Source organism: Mycobacterium sp. NPDC050041 (assembly GCF_049541695.1).
Lineage (GTDB): Bacteria > Actinomycetota > Actinomycetes > Mycobacteriales > Mycobacteriaceae > Mycobacterium.
Genome location: NZ_JBMVDG010000005.1, coordinates 179275 through 203590, shown reverse-complemented (window position 1 = coordinate 203590; position 24316 = coordinate 179275). Strand labels below are relative to the sequence as shown.

Annotated in this window: 24 protein-coding genes and 1 pseudogene; 8 read left to right on the top strand and 17 right to left on the bottom strand. The window is 70.8% G+C overall.

From position 1 onward, the window contains the following. Positions 1-16: 16 nt before the first annotated feature. Together ACPCHZ_RS17670 and map are read right to left on the bottom strand one after the other, a co-directional pair. The gene (locus ACPCHZ_RS17670) at positions 17-1522 is read right to left on the bottom strand and encodes a cobyric acid synthase (RefSeq protein WP_423485911.1); all 1506 of its coding nucleotides are present in this window, start codon (positions 1520-1522) and stop codon (positions 17-19) included. A 25-nt stretch (positions 1523-1547) separates the two neighbouring features. Next, entirely contained in the window at positions 1548-2405 is an 858-nt protein-coding gene (map, locus tag ACPCHZ_RS17665; RefSeq protein WP_423485910.1) for a type I methionyl aminopeptidase, read from the bottom strand. 97 nt (positions 2406-2502) lie between these two features. Here map and ACPCHZ_RS17660 point away from each other — a divergent pair. Further along, a pseudogene (locus ACPCHZ_RS17660) lies at positions 2503-2888 on the top strand (PaaI family thioesterase). Position 2889: 1 nt separating this feature from the next. Here ACPCHZ_RS17660 and ACPCHZ_RS17655 read toward each other — a convergent pair. Continuing rightward, on the bottom strand, positions 2890-3477 hold the full coding sequence (locus ACPCHZ_RS17655) for a DUF1707 SHOCT-like domain-containing protein (RefSeq protein WP_423485909.1): 588 nt from the start codon (positions 3475-3477) through the stop codon (positions 2890-2892). Between the two features lie 30 nt (positions 3478-3507). Next, the gene (locus tag ACPCHZ_RS17650; protein ID WP_423485908.1) at positions 3508-5328 is read right to left on the bottom strand and encodes a penicillin-binding transpeptidase domain-containing protein; all 1821 of its coding nucleotides are present in this window, start codon (positions 5326-5328) and stop codon (positions 3508-3510) included. 158 nt (positions 5329-5486) lie between these two features. Here ACPCHZ_RS17650 and ACPCHZ_RS17645 point away from each other — a divergent pair, with 158 nt between their 5' ends. Continuing rightward, on the top strand, positions 5487-6371 hold the full coding sequence (locus ACPCHZ_RS17645; protein WP_423485907.1) for a cyclopropane mycolic acid synthase family methyltransferase: 885 nt from the start codon (positions 5487-5489) through the stop codon (positions 6369-6371). A 1-nt stretch (position 6372) separates the two neighbouring features. Here ACPCHZ_RS17645 and ACPCHZ_RS17640 read toward each other — a convergent pair whose 3' ends face one another. Genes ACPCHZ_RS17640 through dxr form a run of 5 tightly spaced genes read right to left on the bottom strand, consistent with a single transcriptional unit; the run spans position 6373 to position 11554 of the window. Continuing rightward, positions 6373-7035, bottom strand: a complete 663-nt coding sequence (locus ACPCHZ_RS17640; RefSeq protein ID WP_423485906.1) for a GNAT family N-acetyltransferase — start codon at positions 7033-7035, stop codon at positions 6373-6375. A 48-nt stretch (positions 7036-7083) separates the two neighbouring features. Beyond that, positions 7084-7938, bottom strand: coding sequence for a GNAT family N-acetyltransferase (locus ACPCHZ_RS17635; protein WP_423485905.1), 855 nt, complete (start codon positions 7936-7938; stop codon positions 7084-7086). 49 nt (positions 7939-7987) lie between these two features. After that, positions 7988-9127 (bottom strand): flavodoxin-dependent (E)-4-hydroxy-3-methylbut-2-enyl-diphosphate synthase, encoded by a 1140-nt coding sequence (gene ispG / locus ACPCHZ_RS17630; RefSeq protein WP_423486094.1) that lies wholly within the window; start codon positions 9125-9127, stop codon positions 7988-7990. Between the two features lie 46 nt (positions 9128-9173). Then, a complete protein-coding gene (locus ACPCHZ_RS17625; RefSeq protein ID WP_423485904.1) occupies positions 9174-10388 on the bottom strand; it encodes a M50 family metallopeptidase in 1215 nt (404 codons plus the stop codon). After that, positions 10385-11554, bottom strand: a complete 1170-nt coding sequence (gene dxr / locus ACPCHZ_RS17620) for a 1-deoxy-D-xylulose-5-phosphate reductoisomerase (RefSeq protein ID WP_423485903.1) — start codon at positions 11552-11554, stop codon at positions 10385-10387. The genes ACPCHZ_RS17625 and dxr overlap by 4 nt, the downstream gene beginning before the upstream one ends. Positions 11555-11730: 176 nt before the next feature. Between dxr and ACPCHZ_RS17615 the strand changes: the two genes are divergently transcribed. Both ACPCHZ_RS17615 and ACPCHZ_RS17610 read left to right on the top strand, forming a co-directional pair. Continuing rightward, entirely contained in the window at positions 11731-12426 is a 696-nt protein-coding gene (locus ACPCHZ_RS17615; protein ID WP_423485902.1) for a fasciclin domain-containing protein, read from the top strand. Between the two features lie 190 nt (positions 12427-12616). Next, positions 12617-13210: a fasciclin domain-containing protein gene (locus ACPCHZ_RS17610; RefSeq protein WP_423485901.1), complete on the top strand. Its 594-nt coding sequence runs from the start codon at positions 12617-12619 to the stop codon at positions 13208-13210. A gap of 84 nt (positions 13211-13294) precedes the next feature. Here the strand turns inward: ACPCHZ_RS17610 and ACPCHZ_RS17605 are convergent, their stop codons facing one another. Genes ACPCHZ_RS17605 through ACPCHZ_RS17590 form a run of 4 tightly spaced genes read right to left on the bottom strand, consistent with a single transcriptional unit; the run spans position 13295 to position 16451 of the window. Then, positions 13295-14098 (bottom strand): DUF4097 family beta strand repeat-containing protein, encoded by an 804-nt coding sequence (locus tag ACPCHZ_RS17605; RefSeq protein WP_423485900.1) that lies wholly within the window; start codon positions 14096-14098, stop codon positions 13295-13297. 20 nt (positions 14099-14118) lie between these two features. After that, positions 14119-14595, bottom strand: coding sequence for a histidine kinase (locus ACPCHZ_RS17600; RefSeq protein ID WP_423485899.1), 477 nt, complete (start codon positions 14593-14595; stop codon positions 14119-14121). 37 nt (positions 14596-14632) lie between these two features. Beyond that, positions 14633-15541 carry an allantoinase PuuE gene (gene puuE, locus ACPCHZ_RS17595; protein ID WP_423485898.1) on the bottom strand — a complete coding sequence of 303 codons (909 nt, stop codon included), beginning with the start codon at positions 15539-15541 and terminating at the stop codon, positions 14633-14635. 31 nt (positions 15542-15572) lie between these two features. Next, on the bottom strand, positions 15573-16451 hold the full coding sequence (locus tag ACPCHZ_RS17590; protein WP_423485897.1) for a TIGR03619 family F420-dependent LLM class oxidoreductase: 879 nt from the start codon (positions 16449-16451) through the stop codon (positions 15573-15575). Positions 16452-16514: 63 nt separating this feature from the next. Between ACPCHZ_RS17590 and ACPCHZ_RS17585 the strand changes: the two genes are divergently transcribed. Together ACPCHZ_RS17585 and ACPCHZ_RS17580 are read left to right on the top strand one after the other, a co-directional pair. Then, positions 16515-17864, top strand: a complete 1350-nt coding sequence (locus ACPCHZ_RS17585) for a cryptochrome/photolyase family protein (RefSeq protein ID WP_423485896.1) — start codon at positions 16515-16517, stop codon at positions 17862-17864. 102 nt (positions 17865-17966) lie between these two features. Further along, entirely contained in the window at positions 17967-18221 is a 255-nt protein-coding gene (locus tag ACPCHZ_RS17580) for a DUF2631 domain-containing protein (RefSeq protein WP_364978773.1), read from the top strand. A 1-nt stretch (position 18222) separates the two neighbouring features. Here ACPCHZ_RS17580 and ACPCHZ_RS17575 read toward each other — a convergent pair whose 3' ends face one another. Beyond that, positions 18223-18801 carry a hypothetical protein gene (locus ACPCHZ_RS17575; RefSeq protein ID WP_423485895.1) on the bottom strand — a complete coding sequence of 193 codons (579 nt, stop codon included), beginning with the start codon at positions 18799-18801 and terminating at the stop codon, positions 18223-18225. A 133-nt stretch (positions 18802-18934) separates the two neighbouring features. After that, entirely contained in the window at positions 18935-20368 is a 1434-nt protein-coding gene (locus ACPCHZ_RS17570; protein WP_423485894.1) for a WS/DGAT/MGAT family O-acyltransferase, read from the bottom strand. Positions 20369-20484: 116 nt separating this feature from the next. On the opposite strand from ACPCHZ_RS17570, the gene ACPCHZ_RS17565 reads away from it, so the two are divergent. Beyond that, positions 20485-21183, top strand: coding sequence for a DUF427 domain-containing protein (locus ACPCHZ_RS17565; RefSeq protein WP_423485893.1), 699 nt, complete (start codon positions 20485-20487; stop codon positions 21181-21183). Here the strand turns inward: ACPCHZ_RS17565 and ACPCHZ_RS17560 are convergent. Beyond that, positions 21180-22100, bottom strand: coding sequence for an LLM class F420-dependent oxidoreductase (locus ACPCHZ_RS17560; protein WP_423485892.1), 921 nt, complete (start codon positions 22098-22100; stop codon positions 21180-21182). The genes ACPCHZ_RS17565 and ACPCHZ_RS17560 overlap by 4 nt on opposite strands. Positions 22101-22207: 107 nt before the next feature. Here ACPCHZ_RS17560 and ACPCHZ_RS17555 point away from each other — a divergent pair, with 107 nt between their 5' ends. Beyond that, positions 22208-23140 carry an LLM class flavin-dependent oxidoreductase gene (locus ACPCHZ_RS17555; protein WP_423485891.1) on the top strand — a complete coding sequence of 311 codons (933 nt, stop codon included), beginning with the start codon at positions 22208-22210 and terminating at the stop codon, positions 23138-23140. On the opposite strand, the gene ACPCHZ_RS17550 is transcribed toward ACPCHZ_RS17555, so the two are convergent. After that, a complete protein-coding gene (locus ACPCHZ_RS17550) occupies positions 23135-24313 on the bottom strand; it encodes an acyl-CoA dehydrogenase family protein (protein ID WP_423485890.1) in 1179 nt (392 codons plus the stop codon). The genes ACPCHZ_RS17555 and ACPCHZ_RS17550 overlap by 6 nt on opposite strands. Positions 24314-24316: the final 3 nt, after the last annotated feature.

Here is a 24316-nt window from a genome sequence, read left to right as displayed (position 1 = left end):
GCCAGGGTAGGCGAGCTCAGGCGCGCGTGGTGACGAGCGTGGGGCGTGGCGGTGGGCCGTGCGCGACGAGGTCGCAGACGGCGTCCACGTCGAGGTGCCCGGCCAGCAGGTCGGCCATCACGTCGAGTTGGGCGTCGCGCCGCGCGGATACGTCGGTGTCGTCGGCGACGACGAAGCCCGGCCGGCCCGCCGCCGCGGCCACCTCGCTGAGCCAGCGCCTGCGGAAGGCGTCGTTGTCGAGCAGTCCGTGCCAGTGGGTGCCGTAGACACCGTCGCGGCGCAGCCCGACCGCGGCGCCGGTGCCGGCGTCGGTCCACTCGTCGGCGGAGCTGTCGGCCACCTGGCCGTGGTGGATCTCGTAACCCCGCAGCGGGGCGTCGTGGTGGCGCAGCGTCTTGCCGGCGGCGAACGCGATGTCGGCGTCGAGCAACGCCAGGCCGTCGACCCGTCCCGCCCGCGACTCCACCGAGTCGTCGATGTGGCGGCACAGCATCTGGAAGCCGCCGCAGATCCCGAGCACCGGCCTGCCCGCGTGGGCATATCCGCCGATCGCCTCCGCCAGGCCCCGCTCGCGCAGCCACGTCAGGTCGGCGACCGTCGCCTTGCTGCCGGGCAGCACCACGACGTCTGCGTCGGCCAGGTCGGCGGGCTCGCTGACCCAGCGCACCAGCACCCCGGGCTCGCAGGCCAGCGCCTCGACATCGGTGGAGTTCGAGATGCGCGGCAGCCGGACCGCGGCGACGGTCAGCGGCTGGGCGCCGCGCGGCGGCATCGGCCGCCCGACCACCCGGCCGGTCAGCACCGACACCGAATCCTCGGTGTCCAGCCAGATCTCGTCGCTGTAGGGCAGCACGCCGTAGGTGGGCCTACCGGTCAGCTCGGTCAGCCGGTCCAGCCCGGGCGCCAGCAGTGCCGGGTCGCCGCGGAACTTGTTGACCACGAAGCCGGCGATCAGCGCCTGATCCTGCGGGTCGAGCACCGCGACCGTGCCGTGGAAGTGGGCCAGCACCCCGCCCCGATCGATGTCGCCGACCACGACGACCGGCAACCGGCCGGCGCGGGCCAGCCCCATGTTGGACAGGTCGGTGGCGCGCAGGTTGATCTCGGCCGGGGAGCCGGCGCCCTCGCACAGCACGACGTCGAATTCGTCGCGCAGCGAAGCGAGTTCGTCGGCGATCAGCGCGGCGAGCCGGTCGCGGTGGGCGATGTAGTCCGCGGCGGCCACCGACCCGGCGACCCGTCCGCGCACCACCAGTTGCGACGTGCGGTCGCTGCCGGGCTTGAGGAGTACGGGGTTGAACCGGATGCTGGGCGCCAGTCCTGCGGCGCGGGCCTGTACCGCCTGCGCCCGGCCGATCTCGCCGCCCTCGACGGTGACCGCCGAGTTGTTGGACATGTTCTGCGCCTTGAACGGCGCCACCCGCACGCCTTGGCGGGCCAATAGCCGGCACAGCCCGGCGACGACCATCGACTTGCCCGCGTCGCTGGTGGTGCCGGCGACCAGCAACGCACCCTTCAGCACGCCGAACGTGCGCTCAGTGCGGTGCTCACAGCTGGGTGAGGATCTCGGCGCCGCCGTCGGTGACCACCAGGGTGTGTTCGAACTGCGCGGTCCACTTCTTGTCCCGGGTGGCGACGGTCCAGCCGTCGTCCCAGATCTCGTAGTCCAGGCCGCCGAGGTTGATCATCGGCTCGATGGTGAACGTCATCCCGGGCTCGAGCACGGTGTCCACCGACGGCTGGTCGTAGTGCAGCACCACCAGACCGTTGTGGAAGGTGGTGCCGATGCCATGGCCGGTGAAGTCGCGAACCACGTTGTAGCCGAACCGGTTCGCGTACGACTCGATCACCCGGCCGACGACCGAGAGTTGACGGCCCGGCTTGACCGCCTTGATGGCCCGCATCGTCGCCTCGTGGGTGCGCTCGACGAGCAGGCGGTGCTCCTCGGCGACGTCGCCGGCCAGGAATGTCGCATTGGTGTCGCCGTGCACGCCGTCGATGTAGGCGGTGACGTCGATGTTGACGATGTCACCGTCCTGTACGACGGTCGAATCCGGGATGCCGTGGCAGATGATCTCGTTGAGCGAGGTGCAGCAGGACTTCGGAAATCCCTTGTAGCCCAGAGTGGACGGGTAGGCGCCGTGGTCGACCATGTAGTCGTGGGCGATCCGGTCGAGTTCGTCGGTGGTGACGCCGGGTGCGACGGCCTTGCCCGCTTCGGCCAGCGCGCCCGCCGCGATCCGCCCGGCGACGCGCATCTTCTCGATCACCTCGGGGGTCTGCACCCAGGGCTCGCTGCCCTCGTTCACCGTCGGCCGCCAGGCGTACTCGGGGCGGGCGATCGATTTGGGCACCGGCAGCGTCGGAGACAGCTCACCGGGTCGAAGCGCGGTGCGAACAGGCATGACACCCAGGATAACCAGGAGAACGTCGATCTCTATTTTGGAGAGTGCTGCTATCTTGTCAGCCATGCTCGACGAGTCGAACCTCACGACGCGGCCGATGGTGACCACGCCCGACCACCTGCTCGGACAGCTGGGGCTGCGCGACGTCGTGGTGGCCGACGAGTTGCTCATCCTGGAGATGGACAACCGGCCCGCCTGACCAACGTCCGCGGCGCGCTACAGGGCGGGCTGGTGGCGACGCTGATCGACATCGCCGCGGGGCGCCTTGCCGGCAGGCAGGTCTCCGCCGATCAGGACGTCACCACCGCGGACATGACCGTGCACTTCCTCGCGCCCGTCGTGGCAGGCCCGGCGCGCGCCGAGGCGACAATCGTGCGGGCGGGCAGGCGGATGATCGTCACCGCCGTCGATGTCACCGACGTCGGCCGTGACCGGCTGGCCGCGCGGGCCACGCTGAGCTTCGCGGTGCTCGACCGCAGATAGGTCAGCGCTCGCCGCGCCGCCACCGCCACCCGGTGCGCGGGCCGCGGATGTCCACCGAGCCGAACACCACCTTGCCGGTCAGCACGACGTGCGGCCTGCCCTCGGCGGGGGCGTCCCGGCGGTGGTCGGTGGCGCTGCCGACGATCACCTCGACGTCGTCGATCGAGGCGCTGGCGCCGTCGGGCAGGCGCAGTTCGAGCCCGCCGGCGCGCAGGTCGAGTTCGATGACCACCATCGGGCCGGCGAACCGGGCCCGGGTCAGGTCGAGGTTGATCGAGCCCATCCGGCGGTGCAGCGCCAACCGGGTCGGGACGATCCACTCGCCCTGCCGTTTCAGGGATCCGAACACGCCACGCAGTTCGACCCGGTCGGTGGCCGAGGTGACGATGGCGCCGGGCCCGGGCAGGTCGTCGACGAGCGTGTCCAGGTCGGGCCGCAGCCGGGCCTGCGACACCCGCGCCGAACGTTCCTCGAACTCGCCGATGTCGATCAGGCCCATCGCGACGGCGTTGTGCAGCCGGCGCAGGGTGCCGTTGCGGTCGGCGTCCGAGATGCGCAGTGCGATGGGTTCACCGTTGGGACTGGTCATGACCCGTCCCAATTTACCGCCGCCGGGACGTCAGGCCAGATAGTCCGGCGGCAGACCGTCGAGCATGCCGCGCAGCATCCGCACCGCGTACTCCGAGCTGCCGCCGCCGACGATCAGCGCGGCGAACGCCATGTCACCGCGGTAGCCGGCGAACCACGAGTGCGAGCCGCCGGCGAACTCGGCCTCACCGGTCTTGCCGCGGACGTCGCCGACGCCCTGCAGGTCGTCGGCGGTGCCGTTGGTCACCACCAGCCGCATCATCGGGCGAAGGCCGTCGACCATCGCCGGCGAGATGGGCGTGCGTTCGCCGTTGATGACGGTCTCGCGGCCCTCGATGAGCCGGGGCACCGGCGTGCGTCCGGCCGCGACGGTGGCGGCGGCCATCGCCATCCCGAACGGGCTGACCAGCACCTTGCCCTGGCCGAAACCGTCCTCCGTGCGTTCGGCCAGGTTGACCGTCGGCGGCACCGACCCGGACACCGTGGTGATGCCCTCGATCTCGTAGTCCGGCCCGATCCCGTACTGGGCGGCCGCGGTGGTCAGCCCGCGCGGCGGCATCCGGCTGGCCAGTTCGGCGAAGGTGGTGTTGCAGGAACTGGCGAAGGCCCGTGACATCGGCACGGTGCCCAGGTCGAACCCGCCGTAGTTGGGCACGGTGCGGTGGCCGATGTCCATCTTGCCGGGGCAGCCCAGCAGCGTGTTGGGGGTCGCCATGGCCCGGTCGATCGCCGCGCCCGCGGTGACGATCTTGAATGTCGAGCCGGGCGGGTAGAGGCCCATGGTGGCGATCGGACCGTCGGCGTCGGCGGCGGCGTTCTGTGCGACGGCCAGGATCTCGCCGGTGGACGGCTTGATGGCCACGATCATCGCCTTCTTGCCGGTGAAGTCGACCGCGTTCTGGGCGGCGTTCTGCACGGCCCGGTCCAGGCTGATGGTCACCGACGGCGAGGGATTGCCCGCCACCTCGTTGAGCACGTCGACGTCCACGCCGTTGTGGTTGACGCTGACCACGCGCCAGCCGGCCTGTCCGTCGAGTTCGTCGACGACGGCCTTGCGCACCTCCTCCACGATCGCGGGGGCGAAGCTGTCGTCGGTCGGCAGCATCGCGGCCTGCGGGGTGACGACGACGCCGGGCACCGCGCCGAGCGCCCCCGCCACCCGGTCGTGGTCGGACTGGCGCAGGGTGATCAGGCTCAGCGGCCCCGGCGACGAGCTGGCCACCTCGGCCAGCCGTTGGGCGTCCATGGTCGGGTCGAACTGCCGCAGCGCGTCGGCCGCGGCGCGCGCGGCGGGCATCAGCGCCCCGCCTGCGGCTCCCGCGTCGAGGGCATAGCTGTAGAGCTGGCCGGGCACCAGCACATCGCTGCCGCCCCGTTCGTTGACCGCGGCGCGCGGCGGGGCGTCGGCGCGCAGCGCGAGTGTCTGGTTCTCACCGAGCCGGGGGTGCAGCCCGGTGGCGCTCCACCGCACCTGCCACCGGCCCTCGTCGCGGACCATGTTCAGCCGGCCGTCGTAGGTCCAGGTGCGGTCCTTGGGCAGGTGCCAGGTGTAGCGGTAGGTCACGCTTCCGGTGTCCTCGGCGTAGCGGGCACTGAGGATCTGGGCGTCCAGCGTGCTGGCCTGCAGACCGGCCCACGCCTCGTTCAGGTCGGCGCGCGCCTCGTCGGGCCGGTCGGCCAGCTCGGCGGCAGCGCCGGTGTCCCCGCGGCCCAGCGCCGCGAAGAACTCCTCGGCCGTCGGTTCGGGACCGTTGGGGCGGGGGGTACAGGCGCTCAGCGACGCCGCCGCCGCAACCATCACCAGGGCGGCCAATGCGGACACCCGTAATACTGCTGAGGTTTGAGTTGCCATTGGGGCAGATGTTAAGAACTTTGGCACCGCATGTCCGGGAGGCGCACCGAGACCCGGCCGTGACAATCGCCCCGGCCCTCCGCCGGAGCCGATTTGCCGCATTCCGGCGAAGCGCCCGGTGGTGTCGGTAAGCGGTGCGGGGCATACCGTGATCGACGATGGCCGACACCGATCCGTCCCCGAATTTCGGCGACGTACAGCACCACTACGACCTGTCCGACGACTTCTTCCGGCTCTTCCTGGATCCCACGCAAACCTACAGCTGCGCGTACTTCGAGCCCCCGGACCTCACGCTGGAACAGGCGCAGCTGGCGAAGATCGACCTGTCGCTGGGCAAATGTGACCTACGGCGCGGGATGACGCTGCTCGACATCGGTTGCGGATGGGGCGCCACGATGCTGCGGGCGTTGGAGCGTTACGACGTCAATGTCATCGGGCTGACGCTGAGCGAAAACCAGTACCAGCATGTGCAGGGGCTGCTGGCTTCCCGGCCGAATATCGACTCGGGCAGACACGCCGAGGTGCGGTTGCAAGGATGGGAGGAGTTCCACGATCCGGTGGATCGCATCGTGTCGATCGGCGCGTTCGAACACTTCAAGTACGCCCGCTACCCGATGTTCTTCGAGCGGGCGTACGACATCCTGCCCGGCGACGGCCGGATGATGCTGCACTCCATCGTCACCATGGGCCGCGACATCTTTCGGATGGGCCGCAAGATCACCCGTGAAGACGTCGACTTCTGGGCGTTCCTCGGCCGGGAGATCTTCCCCGGCGGTGAGCTGCCGCTACCACAGAGCATCCCCTCCTACGCCGAGGCGGCCGGCTTCGCGGTGCGCAACGTCCAGTCGTTGCAGCCGCATTACGCCCGCACGCTGGACATCTGGGCGGAGACACTGACCGCCCGCCATGACGACGCGGTACGCATCGCCTCGGAGGACACATACCAGACCTACATCCGGTATCTCACCGGCTGTGCCGACCGGTTCCGTTGGCGCCACGTCGACGTCCGCCAGTACACCCTGACCAAGGCCGCGACGGCCTGACTCAGGACCCGGCGGCCGGGGTGCGCACCACCAGCGGCACCGCCGGGAAGAACGCAGCCATCTCCGAGCGGGACTTGCGCAGTGCCGCGGTGCCGTATCCGCGTTTGCGGAACTGCGGGTGGATCCATACCCGCACGTTGACCTCGCCGCCGGCCAGCTCGCCGAACACCATGCCGACCTTGTCGGAGCCGTCGACCGCCACCAGCCACGCCGCCTCCTCGGCGGCGACCCGCGCCACGGCCGCGGAGATCTCATCCTCCAGATCGCCTGCGGGCCCCCCGGAACCGTCGCCCGCCGCACCGACGTCGGCGGTGCGGGCGGCGAAGATGTCGCCGTCGGCAGTCGCATCGAAGGCCCGCAGTGCCAGCGAGTCCGGTGACGCAGAGGCGGACTCGCCCCTCGTGAAGCTCAGCTGGTTGTTGAGATCCTCCAACTCGGCGGCGATGCGCCGCCGGGACACCTTGGTGAGCCGGTCGAAGGACAGCCGCAGCACTGCCTCAGCACTGGCCGGCGAGGTCTTCAGCAGCGATGCGACCGCCTCGATCGCAGCGTCGTGGTCTTCGGAGTCGACGATCGCGTCGAGCACCTCGTGCCTGTGGTCGAGCGCCCGTACCAGGGTGTCGGCGATCTCGCGGCGGGCGACCTTGGGGTCGGGTTCGGTCATGACGGCAGCCTAAGGGCTGCGGCCCGCTCCCGGGGAACCGGGCGGCGATCAGTCGAGCAGAACCGTCGCGAAGGTGCCGACCTCTTCAAATCCGATGCGCGCGTACGTCGCCCGGGCGACGGTGTTGAAGCTGTTGACGTACAGGCTGGCGATCCGCCCGCTGCGCAGCACCGCCGCCGACAGTGCCGCGGTGCCGGCGGTACCCAGCCCACGGCCGCGCCAGTCCGGATGCACCCACACACCCTGGATCTGGCCGACGGTCGGTGACTGCGATCCGACCTCGGCCTTGAACACCACCTCGCCGCGCTCGAACCGCGCCCACGCACGGCCGGCGGCGATCAGACCGGCCACCCGGCGCCGGTAACCGCGGCCGTTGTCACCCATCCGCGGGTCGACGCCGACCTCGCCGATGAACATGTCGATGGCCGCGGCGAGATACGCGTCGAGTTCCTCCATGCGGGCCGGCCGCACCGCGGCGTCGATCGAGCACTGCGGCGCGGAGTGCAACGCCATCAGCGGCTGGTGCTCGCGCACGTCACGCGCAGGCCCCCAGGCCGTCTCGAGGCGGCGCCACATCGGCAGCACCAGACCGGCCCGGCCCACCAGCGACGAACAGCGCCGCGCCGTGCTCATCGCCTGGTCGGCGAACGCGTTCAGGTCGTCGATCTCACCGCGCAGCGGGATCAGGTTCGGACCGGCGTAACAGAGCGACTCGGCGGCGCCCCTGCGGGTCCACAGCTCACCACCGATGGCACCGGGGTCGACGCCGTGGTCGGCCACCCGGGCGGCGACCATGCAGGACCCGATCGGATCACGGTCGAGCACCTCGAGGACCGTGGCGGCGTCCCGCACCACCGACACCCGTCGCTCGTCGACATGGCGGAACAGCGGCGGTGCCGACATCGCGCGTCTTTCTGTTCGTGCGGTCGTGACCCCGACCACAGGGCCGCCCTCAGCTTACGGTGACAACAGGTGAACCGCTGGCACTTGTCTCGCCGGAGTCCATCTCGGCGGCGATGCGCATCGCCTCTTCGATCAGGGTCTCGACGATCTGCGCCTCGGGCACGGTCTTGATGACCTCGCCGCGAACGAAGATCTGTCCCTTGCCGTTTCCGGACGCGACGCCGAGGTCCGCCTCGCGCGCCTCGCCCGGCCCGTTGACGACGCAGCCCATCACCGCGACGCGAAGCGGTATGTCCATGCCCTCGAGGCCGGCGCTGACCTCGTTGGCCAGCGTATAGACGTCGACCTGGGCGCGCCCGCAGGACGGGCACGACACGATTTCCAGCCCGCGCGGCCGCAGATTCAGCGACTCGAGGATCTGGTTGCCGACCTTGATCTCCTCGACCGGGGGCGCGGACAGCGAGACGCGGATGGTGTCGCCGATGCCCTTGCTCAGCAGCGCGCCGAACGCGACGGCGGACTTGATGGTGCCCTGGAACGCGGGCCCCGCCTCGGTGACACCGAGGTGCAGCGGGTAGTCGCACTGCGCGGCGAGCTGTTCGTAGGCCGCGACCATGATGACCGGGTCGTTGTGCTTGACGCTGATCTTGATATCGCCGAAGCCGTGCTCCTCGAACAGCGAGGCCTCCCACAGCGCCGACTCGACCAGCGCCTCGGGGGTGGCCTTGCCGTACTTCTTCATCAACCGCGGATCGAGCGAGCCGGCGTTGACGCCGATGCGGATCGGGATGCCCGCCGCGCCCGCCGCCTTGGCGACCTCCTTGACCCGGCCGTCGAACTCCTTGATGTTGCCCGGGTTGACGCGCACGGCGGCACAGCCGGCGTCGATCGCGGCGAAGATGTACTTGGGCTGGAAGTGGATGTCGGCGATCACCGGGATCTGCGACTTCTTGGCGATGGCGGGCAACGCGTCGGCGTCCTCCTGCCGCGGGCACGCCACCCGCACGATGTCGCAGCCGGACGCCGTCAATTCGGCGATCTGCTGCAGCGTCGCGTTGATGTCGTGGGTCTTCGTCGTGCACATCGACTGCACGGCGATCGGGTGGTCGCTGCCGACACCGACGTCGCGCACCATCAGCTGACGCGTCTTGCGGCGCGGCGCGAGCACCGGCGCCGGCGGTGCCGGCATGCCCAGGCCTATCGAGGTCACTGCATCTCCGTACGTTCAGGGCCGGCTACTGCAACCTGATCGGGTTGACGAAGTCGGCGGTCACGGTCAGCAGCATGTAGCCGACCAGCACCACCAAGACTACGTAAGTAGCGGGCATCAGCTTGAGATAGTTCACCGGCGCCGCGGCCACCTTGCCGCGCGCCGACCGGATCATGTTGCGGATCTTCTCGAACACCGCCACCGCGATGTGCCCGCCGTCGAAGGGCAGCAGCGGGATCAGGTTCACCGCGCCGAGGACGAAGTTGAGCTGAGCCAGGAAGAGCCAGAACAACTCCCACACGCCGGCGTCGACGGTGTCACCACCGATGATGCTGGCGCCGACCACGCTGATCGGGGTCTCGGGGTCGCGCTCGCCACCGCCGATCGAGTCCACCAGCGCGCCGATCTTGGTGGGGATCTTGGCCAGCGACTCTCCGAGCTGGACGGCAAGGTCGCCGGTGAACGCGAAGGTGCCGGGCACCGCTGTCAGCGGGTTGTACTGCGCCCATTGCAGCGGGTCGGGCGCACCTATGCCGACGGCGCCGACCTCCGACGGGGTGTCGCCGTCGGTGGTGAAGCGCTCGATGCGGGTGACGTCCACCACGGTGGTGAATTCGCTGCCGTCCCGCTCCACCGTGAACGGCGTCGGCCCGTCGAGGGTCCGGACGGCGGTCACCATCTCCTTGAAGTTCGCCACCGGGGTGTCACCGACCTTGACGACGGTGTCGCCGGGCCGGATACCGGCCAGCGCGGCGGGCCCCGGCCCGGTGCACTCGCCCATCTCGGTCTTCGAGACCTGCGGCGCGACACACACGGTCTCCCCGACGACGGCGGTGGTGGGCGGGTTGAGGTCGGGCAGGCCCCAGCTCAGCGCGATGCCGTAGATGATCACCATGCCGAGGACGAAGTTCATGCCGGGGCCGGCGAACAGCACCGCCACCCGCTTCCACACCTTCTGCCGGTACATGGCGTACGCGCGGTCGGCGGGGTCGAGTTCGTCGACCGGGGTCATGCCCGCGATGTCGCAGAAGCCGCCGAGCGGGATGGCCTTGACGCCGTACTCGGTCTCCCCCAGCTTGTTGGGCCTGCGGGTGGACCACAGCGTCGGCCCGAAGCCGACGAAGTACCGACGCACCTTCATACCGGTGGCACGCGCCACCCACATGTGGCCGCATTCGTGCAGGGCCACCGAGACCAGAATTGCGAGCGCGAACAGCGCGACACCAACAACGAACATCATCGGGCGGGCTGAACCTCCTGGGTGAGCACGGAGCGGGCCTTCTCGCGGGCCCATCTCTGCGCCTCGAGTACCTCCTCCACGGTAGCTGGTTCGGCGGCCCACTCGTCGCCGGCGGCCAGCACCTCGCCGACCGTCCGGACGATTGCCGGGAAGGAGATGCGGCCGTCCAGGAACGCCGCGGCGGCCTCCTCGTTGGCCGCGTTGTAGACCGCGGTCAGGCAGCCGCCTGCGGTGCCCGCCGCGCGGGCCAGCCGCACCGCCGGGAAGACCTCGTCGTCGAGCGGCAGGAACTCCCAGGTGGTGGCGGTGGAGAAGTCGCATGCGGCGGCGGCCCCGGGCACCCGGTCCGGCCAGCCCAGCGCCAGCGCGATCGGCAGCTTCATGTCGGGCGGGCTGGCCTGCGCCAGGGTCGACCCGTCGGTGAAGGTGGCCATCGAGTGCACGATCGACTGCGGGTGCACGACGACGTCGATGCGGTCGTACGGGATGCCGAACAGCAGGTGCGTCTCGATCAGCTCGAGGCCCTTGTTGACCAGCGTCGCCGAGTTCAGGGTGTTCATCGGGCCCATGGACCAGGTGGGGTGCTTGCCGGCCTGTTCCGGGCTCACCGAGTCGAGGTCGTCGGCCGACCAGCCGAGGAACGGGCCGCCGGATGCGGTGAGTACCAGCCGGGCGACCTCGTCGGCGGTGCCGCCGCGCAGGCACTGCGCCATCGCCGAGTGCTCGGAGTCGACCGGCACGATCTGACCGGGCGCGGCCGCGCGCAGCACCAGCGGACCGCCGGCCACCAGCGACTCCTTATTGGCCAGTGCGAGCCGCGCGCCGGTGGCGAGAGCCGCCAGGGTGGGCTCCAGCCCCAGCGCTCCGACCAGGGCGTTGAGCACCACATCGGCCTCGGTGTCCTGCACCAGCCGGGTCACGGCGTCCGGGCCGCTGTGGGTGACGTCATCGATGCGCTCGGCGGCCGCGGGATCGGTGACAGCGAGCCCGGTGGCGCCGGTCTCGGCCCGCTGGCGGGCCAGCAGATCGGGGTTGTTGCCGCCTGCGGCCAGCCCGACCACCTCGAACCGGTCCGGATTGGCGGCGATCACCTCGAGCGCCTGGGTGCCGATCGACCCGGTGCTGCCGAGGATCAGCACCCGCTGCCGCGATCCGGATGAGCTCACCGGACTATTGTGCCGCCTTCGGGGAGCCGCCCGGCGCACACCGCGCCCCGATCTTGAATGTGACGCGTTTGTGACGGCGGCTTCCGTGGCCCGTCCGTGACGCACACCACCCCGAATCCCCGGTGTCAGATCACCAGGACGGCGGCACCGCCGCGTCCGCGTACCGAGGAGTGGCAGTGGTTTCAACGAAGAGGTACACCGTCCACCGCAAGGCCGTTGCGGCAGCAGGCCTGAGCGCGTTGGCCGTGTTCGGCGCCGCGGCGTGTTCGAGCGAAGAGGCGTCGAGCACCGGTTCCTCGGCGACCAGCGCGGCGTCGTCGGCCGCGGAGAGCGCCACGTCGTCCGCCCCGTCGAGCGCGGCGGCCGATCCGGCCGCGAACCTGGTCGGCACGGGCTGCGCCACCTACGCCGAGCAGGTGCCGTCCGGCCCGGGTTCGGTGACCGGCATGGCCGCCGACCCGGTGACCGTCGCGGCGTCCAACAACCCGATGCTCAAGACGCTGACCCAGGCGCTGTCCGGGCAGCTCAACCCGAACGTGAACCTGGTCGACACGCTGAACGGCGGCGAGTTCACCGTCTTCGCACCGACCGACGACGCGTTCGCCAAGATCGACCCGGCGACCATCGACAAGCTCAAGACCGACTCGGACCTGCTGACCAGCATCCTGACCTACCACGTGGTGCCGGGTCCGGGCGCGGCTCCCGACAAGGTGGCCGGCACACACAAGACCGTGCAGGGCGCCGACGTCACGGTGACCGGTGAGGGCGAGGGCCTGAAGGTCAACGACGCGGGCCTGGTGTGCGGCGGGGTGCAAACCGCGAACGCGACCGTCTACATGATCGACACGGTGCTGATGCCTCCGGCGAACTGAGCGCCGTTCCAGCAGCGACCGTCCCCCGGGCATTCGACGTGGCCGGGGGACGTCGCGCGCCGATTCGACCTTTCACTGCGCGAAATCTATTGAGGCCGTTACCCATCCGTGAGCCGATCGGTGCCGAATAGCAGTCGAAGTGACGAGGACGGCGACACCTGTCGCCCCTGACGAAAAGGAGCGCGAGTCGATGAATCTCACGAAGAAGGTTGCCGGAGCAGGTTGTGCGGCGGTGGCCGCAATCGGTCTGTCACTGAGCGGCGCCGCGGTCGCTACCGCCCAGCCGGCCACCGGCCTGGTGGGGCCGGGTTGCGCCGGCTACGCGCAGCAGGTGCCGACCGGCCCCGGCTCGGTGATGGGGATGGCCCAGGAGCCGGTCGCGACGGCCGCGTCGAACAACCCCATGCTCAAGACCCTGACCCAGGCGGTGTCCGGCCAGCTCAATCCTCAGGTGAATCTGGTCGACACCCTCAACGGCGGCGAATTCACCGTGTTCGCCCCCACTGATGCGGCGTTCGCCAAGATCGACCCGGCGACCATCGAGAAGCTGAAGACCGACGGGCCGCTGCTCACCAACATCCTGACCTACCACGTCGTCCCGGGCCGGGCCGAGCCCGCGCAGGTGGTCGGCACGCACAAGACGGTGCAGGGCGCCGACGTGACCGTGACCGGTCAGGGCAGCGACCTCAAGGTCAACGACGCCTCGGTGGTGTGCGGCGGCGTGCAGACCGCCAACGCCACCGTCTACATGATCGACACGGTGCTGATGCCGCCCATGAACTGACGCACCCGGCACTGATCCCGTCCCCCGCCACGTTCCCCCACGTGGCGGGGGGCTCCGTGTCGGTGGGCTCCGATCACGGGGCGGTCAGCGCACCGCGCCGTCGAAGCGGCGCACCAGGATGTCACCGGATCCGGTCCGCGCGTGCACCTCCAGTGTCCGGTCTCCGTCCGAGGGGCCGTCCGACGGCTGCAGGGTGTTGCGGACCGTGCCGGACGCGGTGCTGACGTCGAGCCGGGCAGCGGTGCCGTGCGGCAGGCCGATCTCGACGTCGCCGCTGCCGGTGCGTGCTCGCAGCGAGCCGGTCACGGCGGTCGTCACGGTCGTCGGGCCCGAGGCGGTCTGTGCCCGCGCATTGCCGTGCAGTTCCCCGACCGTCAGCCCGCCGCTGGCCGCCTGGAAGTTCAGCTCACCGTGCAGGAGCTCCACCACGGCGTCGCCCGAGGCGGTCGATATCGACACCGGGCCCGCCACGCTCCTGACGGCGACATCGCCGGAAGCGGTGTCCGCCTTGAGATTTCCCTCAACGACGTCCAGAGCGACCCTGCCGCTCGCCGACGAGAAGCGGCAGTCGCCGAGCAGGCCGTCGGCGTACACGTCGGCTGACGCCGTCGACGCCTGGAGCCGTGAGCGCGACGGCAGCGCGATGTCGACGTCGACCGCTCCCCTGCCGCCGAGCGCCAACATCTTGGGGCCGGCGGCGATCTTGAGCCGGCCGTTGGCGAAGTCCACCCGCGCGTTCTCGGCGGCCCTGATGTCGGATGCACGGGACGGGTCACGGGGCCGGATGTCGACAACGGTGTCGTCGCGGTCGCCGGCTGTGAGGCGCACCGACCCGGCGACCACCTCGATGTCGGCGACGATCGGTTCTGGCGTGGGGAACGTGGGCATCGGAATCTCCTCGGGTGGTGTCAGCGGACCCAGCCGCTGAACGACTTGTCGGTCGACGTGCGGGGTCTGCCCCGCTGCGGGGCGAGCGCGGCGGCCACCGAGCGCACCAGCCAGGCGTTGACCGACACTCCGGTCTCACGGGCCGCCGCGTCCACCCCGGGCCGCATGTTCTCGGGCAGTCGCAGGGTGACGCGCCAGGTGCCGCCCTCGTCGTCCGGATCGGGGCCGGTGGGCGCCGGTGGCGGCTCGGGCGGCTCCGCGGGCGCGACCGTGAAGTCGGGGTCGCGGCCGCGCAACCGGACGTCGACGGAGCCGGGGGCGAGCTCACGGGTGATCAGTTCGGCCGCCTCGGAGAGTGCCTCCAGCAGCGCCAGGCGCAGGGCCGATTCGAGTGGGGCGGTCAGCCTGTCCGCGAGTTCGGCGGCGTCCGGCCCGCCGGCGCGGGCGGCCAGGTCGAGCTCGTGGCGCACCGCGTCGACGTAGGGCTGCAGATCCATGACGTCATGATGACATCAGAATGGTGTCACCGCAATGTCACGACGGGAAGCGGGCCGTCCAGTGCCGCGCGATGTCCACCCGCCGGGTGATCCACACCCGGTCGTGGGCCTGCACGTGATCGAGGAACCGCTCGAGCGCCGCGGTGCGGGCGGGCCTGCCGACCAGGCGGCAGTGCAGCCCGATCGACAGCATCTTCGGTGCACCGGCCGCCCCCTCGGCGTAGAGCACGTCGAACGCGTCCCGCAGATGCGTGAAGAACTCTGTGCCGCTGGGGAATCCGCCGGGCGTGGCGAAGCGCATGTCGTTGGTGTCGAGGGTGTAGGGCACCACGAGGTGCGACCGCCCGGCCACGGTGGTCCAGTACGGCAGGTCGTCGGCGTAGGAGTCGGAGTCGTAGAGGAACCCGCCGTGCTCGACCACCAGCCGCCGGGTCTGCGGCGAGTCGCGGCCGGTGTACCAGCCGGCCGGCGGGGCGCCGGTGAGCTCGGTCAGCAGGCGGACCGCGCGGGCCATGTGGTCGCGCTCGACCTCGGGGTCGACGAGCTGATAGCTGATCCAGCGCAGGCCGTGGCAGGCGATCTCGTCGCCGCGGGCGAGGAACGCGGCGACGGCCTCGGGATTGCGGGCCAGCGCGTCGGCGACCCCGAACACGGTGAGCGGCAACCCGCGCCGGTCGAACACCCGCAGCACCCGCCACAGCCCGGCCCGCGATCCGTACTCGTAGAGCGACTCCATGCTCATGTGCCGGTTCGGGAAGGGCTGGGCGCCGACGATCTCGGACAGGAACGTCTCCGACGCCGCGTCGCCGTGCAGCACGTTGTTCTCGGCGCCCTCCTCGTAGTTGAGGACGAACTGCACGGCGATGTTCGCCCCGCCGGGCCATTGCGGATCGGGTGGGTTCGCGCCGTACCCGACCATGTCCCGCGGATAGCCGTCAGGCGTCATGCCCGGATTGTGGCAGCCGGCGGCGTCCGCGTCAGCGCACCCTGGCGATGACGTCCTCGGCGAACCGCTCGATCGGTCCGCGGAACCGGTCGTCTGGGTGGTCGCCCGCACCGGCGCCGCCGGGGCCGAGCCACGGCGCGCACATCACCGCGGTGATGCCGGCGTCGCGGGCACGGTTGTACAGATCGGCGGTGGGTTGCTCGCGCAACGCCAGCAGCACCTCGAACGGCTCGTCGGCGCGGCCGTACTCGCGCCGCAGCGCGGTCAGCCGGTCGACATAGTGGACCGCGTCGTCCCAGGCGTAGGCGTAGCCGACCCAGCCGTCGCACAAACGCGCCGCCCGGCGCAGCGCCGCATCGGACTCACCGCCGCAGAGGATCGGCACCGGCGCGGGTGGGTGGGGCTCGAGCATCAATTCGGGCACGTCGTAGTGCTCGCCCCGCCAGGACACCCAGCCGCCGCGCCACAGCGCCCGCAGCGCGGGGATCATCTCGTCGAGACGCCTGCCGCGGGTCGCGAAGTCCTGGCCCATCAGCGCGTACTCCTCGCGCATCCAGCCGGCGCCGACGCCGAGCGACACCCGGCCCCGGGAGACCACCGCCGCGGTGGCGACCACCTTGGCGACCTCGATCAGCGGGCGGGCCGGCGCAATGTAGACGGCGTTGCCGAACCGCAGATTCGTCGTGACGGCCGCCATCGCGCCGATGAGCACCCAGGAGTCCGGCCACGCGGTCTCGGGCGCCCACATCGGCTTGCCGGTCGGCGAGTCCGGGTACGGCGACGACAGCTCGCGCGGGTAGACCAGGTGGTCGGAACACACCATCCCGTCGAACCCGGTCTCGTCGAGGATCCGCGCGACGGCGATGGCCTCCGTCGTCTCCAGGAACGTCGCTCCGCTCCAGAACTGCATACGTCATCCTTCCGTCAGTCCCACGGTGTTTCCTGCGCGCCGGTTGGGGGCAACATCACAGACATGCCGACACTGCTGTGGTTCCGCCGCGACCTTCGGCTGCACGACCTGCCCCCGCTGATCGACGCCGCGCAGTCCGACGGCGAGGTGCTCGCGTGCTACGTGCTCGACCCGCGGCTGGCCCGTTCCTCCGGACCGCGGCGGCTGCAGTACCTGCACGACGCGCTGCGCGATCTGCGCGACAACCTCGGCGGTCGGCTGCTGGTCACCGAGGGCCGCCCGGAGGAGCGGATTCCCGCGCTGGTCACGGCGATCGGCGCGACGTCGGTGCATGTCTCGGCGGACTACACGCCGTTCGGCAGGCGCCGCGACGACGCCGTCCGGGAGGCGCTGAACGGCATCGGCGACGGTGTGCCGCTGGAGGCGTCCGGCTCGCCGTACCTCGTGGCGCCCGGCCGGGTCACCAAGGGCGACGGCGAACCGTACAAGGTGTTCACCCCGTTCTTCGCCGCATGGCGCAAGCACGGCTGGCGGGCGCCGGCGCGGACCGGACCGGAATCGGCGCGGTGGATCGATCCGGCCGACGCACCCGGCGGGGTCGACATCCCCGACGACGGGGTCGCCCTCGACCTGCCCGCCGGCGAGCGCGCCGCCCGCGCGCAATGGCAGCAGTTCGTGGACACCGCGCTGCGCGGCTACGCCGACGACCGCAACCGGCCCGACCTCGACAACACCAGCCGGATGTCGGCGCACCTGAAGTTCGGCACCATCCATCCGCGTTCGATGGTCGGCGATCTCGGCAGCGGCAAGGGCGCCCAGGCCTACCTGCGCGAGCTCGCGTTCCGCGACTTCTACGCCTCGGTGCTGCACGAGTGGCCGCACAGCGTGTGGTGGAACTGGAACCGCGGATTCGACGCCATCAAGACCGACGAGGGCTCCGAGGCCGAGAAGGCCTTCGAGGCGTGGAAGAGCGGCCGCACCGGCTTCCCGATCGTCGACGCGGGGATGCGCCAGCTCGCCGAGATCGGCTGGATGCACAACCGGGTGCGGATGATCGTGGCGTCGTTCCTGGTCAAGGACCTGCATCTGCCGTGGCAGTGGGGTGCGCGGTGGTTCCTCGACCAGCTCGTCGACGGCGACATGGCCAACAACCAGCACGGCTGGCAGTGGACCGCGGGCAGCGGCACCGACGCCGCGCCGTACTTCCGGGTGTTCAACCCGACCACCCAGGGCAAGAAGTTCGATCCCGACGGCGTCTACATCCGGCGCTGGGTGCCCGAGCTGGCCGACCTGCCGGGCGACGCGGACGTACACATCCCCGCCGACCGCCGGCCGGCCGGTTATCCCGAGCCGATCGTCGATCACGCCAGGGAACGCGCCGAGGCGTTGCGCCGGTACGCGGATCTCGGGTGAGCCGCCCGCCCGCGGCCCCGGCAGTACGACGCTCTGTCGTATGCCCGCGGCGATGTGCCAGAATCATGGGCAGTTGCCCAGCCCGACCGTGAGGAGCACTCCGTGGCCAGCACCGAAGTGGAACGACACACCGGCGTCGACGTCGAAGATGTGCCCTCCGCCGAGTGGGGCTGGAGCAAGGAGAACCACCGCATCATCCACATCGGGCTGCTGCTGGCGGCCGGGTTCCTGCTGACGATGCTGCGCGGCAACCACGTCGGACGCGTCGAGGACTGGTTCGTCATCGGCTTCGCCGCCGTCCTCATCGCCTGGGTGGTGCGGGACTGGTGGCTGCGCCGTCGCGGCTGGATCCGCTGAGTCAATCGATCGGCACCAGGTCGGAGTCGATCGGGCGGTAGCCGCCCCGGTTCATCCTCTCGTCGGCCCCGACCGGGGTGTCGATGCCCGCCGCCGCCATGGCGTGCGTCTTGAACACCCGCGCCGCGGCACTCAACCGGTAGCTGACGGCGTCGGCGCCGCCGAAGCGGTCCGGCCAGCGCCCACCCCACACCGCCACCTCGGTTCTGCCGGTGGCCAGCAGATCCGCCACCGCGTCATGGACGCGTCCGTCGGCCAGCGCCGCCGCCGAGACCGCCAGGCCGGCCGCGTGCTCCGGGTCGGTGACCACCGACTCCAGGGCGTCGCCCAGGTCGAGGACCGTCGCACCGAGGATCTGCATCGGCCGGGTGTCGCGAGCGTCGGTGACCAGGACGTTGACCTGCCAGCCCGCCATCGCGCGATCGAACAGCCAGCCGCCTGCGAACCGGGCGGCGTCGGTCGCGTCGACCGCCAGCACGTCGAGCCGGTAGCGCAGCAGCCTGCTCGAGGCGCCGTTGTCGCGCACATCCGGGCGTCCTCGGCGGAGGTCCCCGTCGGTGCGCGCGGACTGGGTGGCCATGGGCAGCTCCGTTCACTGGTCGACCGGCGACCTCAGCGTGACATTCGAACGGCATTCTGTAAAGCGTCGTTACGGTTTCGTCAGCTGCTCGCGATGTCGTGACGGCCACCGGCAGGCACGCCCGCCCTGGGCGCTACCCCACGGCCGCGGCGAGCGGCAGCGTGTCCACGGTCGGAGTCAGCGGGCTGGAAATGTCGGCCGCAGCGCGGATCTCGCAGAAGGCCCGGCGGATGGCGTCGGTGGCTTCGTGCGGATCGGCCAGCGTGCGGTCGTCGGTGAGCACCGACACGTTGAGCTGGTCGACGTAGCTCCACACGGTGACGTTCATCCCGCTGCCCGCGACCAGCGGACCGACCGAGTAGATCTCGGTGACCGCCGCTCCCTCCACCCGTCCGGGACGCGCCGGTCCGCGGACGTTCGAGACGGTCAGGTTCATGATGGTGCTCGACTCCACCCGCCTGCCCTGGAAACGGAACAGCGGCGGAGTGACCTGCGGCGGCAGGTAGTTCAACCAGGACGCGACGAGCGTCGGGCCGAGCAGCCGGTGGGTCTCCTTGGCGATCGACGTGGACAGCGCGGTCAGCCGGACCCGCTCGCCGACGTCCTCGACATGGGTCGGCAGCGACGGCGTCAGATAGCTGAACTCGTTGCCCACCAGCCGATCCGGCGACGGGTCGATGCTCACCGGCACACCCGCGATCAGGGGCTGGTCCGCCTTGCCGTCGTAGCGCAGCAACAACTCCCGCAGCGCCCCCGACACCGTCGCCAGCACCACGTCGTTGAGCGTGACGCCCAGCGCCGCCGCGGCCTCCTTCACGTCGGCCAGCGCCAGCGGCGTGGTGGCGAAGCGGCGTACCGGCGAGACGACGTGATTGATGAATGTCGGCGGCGGCGCGAAGTTCCGCGCCAGGTCGGGATGCCGGCCGCGTTTCTTCACGTCCCTGCGCACCTCTGCCACCCCCGCCGCCGTCTCGCGCATCAGTCTCGGCAGCCGGCGCACCAGCCGGGCATGGTCGCGGCCTGCGGCGGCGAGCAGGCTGCCCGTCGTCCGCAACTCCGGCGCGCTGGCTGCCACCGTCGTCTCCGGCGGCGCCTCGGGCGCCAGCGCCCTGGCCATCTGGTTGGCCGATGCGGTGCCGTCGGCGAGCACGTGATGCACCTTGTGGATGATCGCGATGCGGTCGTCGGTCAGGCCCTCGGCGAGGTACATCTCCCACAGCGGACGGCTGCGGTCCAGTGGCGTGCTGGCGATCTCGCCGATCAGTTCGTCGAGTTCCCGGCGGCCGCCCGGCGCGCGCACCCGGACCGACCGGACGTGATAGTCGAGGTCTATCTCAGCGTTCTCGCACCACATCGGATGGTGCACCCGCAGCGGGATGTCGACGAGCTGAAGGCGCAGCGGCGTGAGCGCCTGCAGCCGCGGCCCCGCGATGCGGCGGAACATCTCCATGCTGAAGCCGCCGGGCACACCGGACACGTCGAGGATGCCGATCTTCATTGTGTGCATGTGGATTTCGGGCGTCTCGCTGTACAACATGAGCGCGTCAACGCCGTTCAGCCGTCTCACGGGTCCCCCATTCGTCGCCCCACTCCGGTGTGCCCGCAAACGGGCCGGCCTACACCGCACGCACGTGCCCCCACGCGGCGACGAGACAGTGCGCCTGCCATCTGTAACCTCGGCGCATGAGCCTCGTCACCGGTCGCGGCCCGCTCAGCGCCGATCCCGCAGGTTGGTTCCACCCGCCGGTCAGCCCCGGCACGGTGTTCGTCGAACCCCATCCTCGCCGCATCCAGGCGATGGCGCAGGGAAAGACCGTGATCGACACGGAGGCGGCCCTGCTGGTGCATCGCGGCGGCCTGCCGCTGAGTTACGCCTTCCCCGAGGCGGTGGCGAAGGCGCTGCCACACGATCCGGTCGACGAGGCGCCGGGCTACGTCCACGTCCCGTGGGATGCGGTGGACCGGTGGGTCGAAGAGGGCCGCGAACTCGTGCACTACCCGCCCAATCCGTACCACCGCGTCGACTGCCGCCCCGGCGGGCGCGGTCTGCGCGTCAGCGTGGCGGGCACGGTCCTGGTCGACACCGTCGACACGGTCGCCGTGTTCGAGACCGCGCTGGCGCCGGTGCTCTACGTGCACCCGGACCGGGTGCGGATGGACCTGCTGCGGCCCAGCGAGACGACGAGCTACTGCAACTACAAGGGCTGGGCCACCTACTGGTCGGCGGTCACGGCCGACGGAGGCCTCGTCGCCGACGTCGCGTGGAGCTATCCCGATCCGCCGCCGGAGTGCCTGCCGATCACCGGCCACCTGAGCTTCGACGGCGCCCGCGCCGACATGCTGGCCGAGTTGCCCGCGGCCGGCGCCGGCTGCGGGTGTTAGACCCGGTCGATCACCTCGGCACCGAAGCGCTCGACGGCCTCGCAGGCGTGGGTCAGGCTGTCTCCAGGGATGCTCACCTGGATCCAGGTGACGCCGGCCGCCGCGAGCTTCTCGACACCGGCGAGGTAGGCGTCGGCGTCGAAGTCGGCTGACCCCGGGTCGCCGCCTTCGCGGTTGTTGAACGCCACGTCGAGCGTGGCAGGGTCGCGGTCGGCAGCTTCGGCCCGTCGGCGCAGGTCCTCGACGGCGGATTCGAGCGCGCCGACGGAGTCGAGCGCCGCGGTGCGCGCGGTCTGGGCCAGCTGGGCGGGCGCCGCGAACGGGCACCAGCCGTCGCCGTAGCGCACCACCCGGTCACGCGCCGCCGCGGTGTTCCCGCCGATCCAGATGGGCGGGTGTGGCCGCGTCACCGGCCGCGGGTGGGCGGTGATGCCCTTGGCGGTGAAGCCGCTGCCCTCGATGCTCAGGTCGTCCGACGTCCATGCGGCGCGGATGGTCGCCAGCGCCTCCTCGAACAGGATGGTGCGATTCTCGTAGTCCACGCCGAGCGCGGCGAACTCGCGCTTGAGGTAGCCGACGCCGACCGCGAGCGTGAAGCGTCCGCCGGACAGCAGGTCGAGCGTCGCGCCGGCCTTGGCCACCACGAACGGGTTCCGGTAGGGCAGCACGACGATGTTGGGTACCAGCCGCAGCGTGGTGGTGTGCGCTGCGGCGAAGCCCATCGCCACGAACGGGTCCAGCGCGTCGTGGCCGCCGGCCTCCAGCCAGCGCTGCGTCGGCGCGGGGTGGTCGGTGAAGCCGAACCCGCTGAAGCCGGCCGCCTCGGCGGCCACCGCGACCTTCGCCACCCCGGCCCCGGTCACCAGCTCCGGGTTGTACGGGTGGGTGTGCATCGGATGGGTGATCGCGAAGTGCATCGTCGGCCTTTCCGGACACGTCGAGTCGGCTGCGTTGTGGCGGGCGTCCTCAAGAGAATACGATTCTCGCTGATGAATAACGAGAGTTTCACTCCGGCCGGCCGGTCATGACCGACCTCGACATCGGGGTCTACGTGCCGCAGATCGGCTTCTCCTACGCCGACGTGTTGCACCGCGCGCAGCGCTGCGAGGAGGCGGGAATCGGCACGCTGTGGCTCTACGACCACCTCTACGGGCCCGGCGCTCCGGACTACCCGTCGCTGGAGGCGTGGACACTGGCAACGGCGCTGCTCAGCCGCACCGAGCGGCTACGGGTCGGACACATGGTGCTGTGCAACCAGTTTCGTCACCCGGCGGTACTGGCCAAGATGGCCACCACGCTCGACCAGATCTCGGCGGGCCGACTGCAGCTGGGCATCGGAAGCGGCTCGATCGCCGACGAACACGAGCGCACCGGGTTGCCGTGGGGCACGTTCGCGGAGCGCTCGCAGCGCCTGGGCGAGACGCTCGAGATCCTGCACCAGGCCTTCGCCGACCAGCGCATCGACTTCAGCGGCGAGCACTACACCGTCCGGGACATGCCGGTGAAGCCCGGGCCCGTGCAGCGCCCGCGGCCGCCGATCGTGGTCGGCGGGGTGGGCGAGCGCTACACCCTGCCGCTGGTCGCCCGCTACGCCGACGTCTGGAATGTACCGACGTACGCGCTCGGGGACCTCGAGCGCAAGGTCGAGGCGTTGCGGTCCGCCTGCGCCGACGTCGGCCGCGACCCGGCGTCGATCGTCATGTCGGTCGAGGCGGTGATGGCGCTGGCCTCCGACGACGCCGCCCTGCCCGAGGTACGGGCGTTGGCCGAGAAACGGTTCGGCGGGCCAGGTTTCGGTCTACATGACGGCGGCCTGATGGGTACCGCGCCCGCCATCGTCGACCGGCTGCACGCGTTGCGGGAGCTGGGATTCACCCAGGTCGTGCTGTTCACTCACGACCGGGCGTCCGACGCGACGCTGGACCTGCTGGCCGACTCGGTGATCGCCGCGCTATGACGTGCGGGCCGGCGAGTAGTTCGGCCGGCCGAGTCCGAGCGCCTGCTGGGCGATCATGTTGCGGAACACCTCGAGGGTGCCGCCGTAGATGCCGGTGGGGCCGGCCAGCCGGAAGATGTACTCCGCTCCCCCGTTCCCCGCGGTGTCCGCCGGTAGCGCGCCCGCCGTGCCCAGCACGTCCATCAGGTCGGACGAGATGTCGCGCATGGTCTGGGCGATGGCCACCCGCCCGTACATCTGCGGCGTGCTCGACGCCGCCTCGAGCCGGGCGATCGCCCGTCCCAGCCGGTGACACACCGAGCCGTCGTCGGTGAGACGGCGCCCATCGGCGCCGGGTTGGGAGACCGCCGCGGCGACGGCGTCGACCGCCTCGGCCGTGACCAGGAGGTGTTCGGACATCGTCGCCAGCTTCGACAGCCCCTCGGCGTCGCGTTCAACGGTGCCGTGTTCGGCGTGCAGGGCGTCGCGCAGCACCGTCCAGCCGCCGTTGACGTCGCCGACCCGGTATCGGTCGGACACCCGCACGTCGCTGTAGAAGGTGATGTTGGTGCGGTCGCCGTCGACGGTCCGCAGTGCCTGGATCTCCACGCCCGCCGAGTCCAGCGGCACCAGGAACATCGTCAGGCTCTTGTGCTTGGCCGCGCCGGGATCGGTGTTGGTGATCAGGAAGACGTGCTGCGCGTTCTGCGCGTTGGACGTGAACATCTTCGCGCCGTTGATGATCCAGCCGTCGCCGTCGCGGACCGCGCGGGTCTTGCAGGTGGCCACGTCCGAACCGCCCTCGGGTTCGGTGTAGCCGAGGCACAGCCGGTGGTGGCCGGACAGCACCTTCGGCAGCACTTCGTCGCGTAACTCCGCCGACCCGAACCGGACGACGCTGTGGGCGACCATCGCCGTGGTGGGCCAGTGGAACCACGGGGTGTGGGCGCGGCCGATCTCGAGTTCCCAGATCCGGCGCTGCACCGCGGTGAAACCGCCGTCGCTCGCCGCGTTGAAGTCGCGGGTGAGGTAACCCGCCTCGCCGAGCGCGAGATGCACAGCCTCGTCGAAGTTCTCGCCGGTCTGCCGGTCGCGGGCGATGACGTCCTCGGTCACCACGGCGGCCAGAAAGGCCCGCAGCTCGGCCTGGAACGCGGCGTCGTCGTCGGACAGGTCCACCCGCGAGAAGTCCATGGT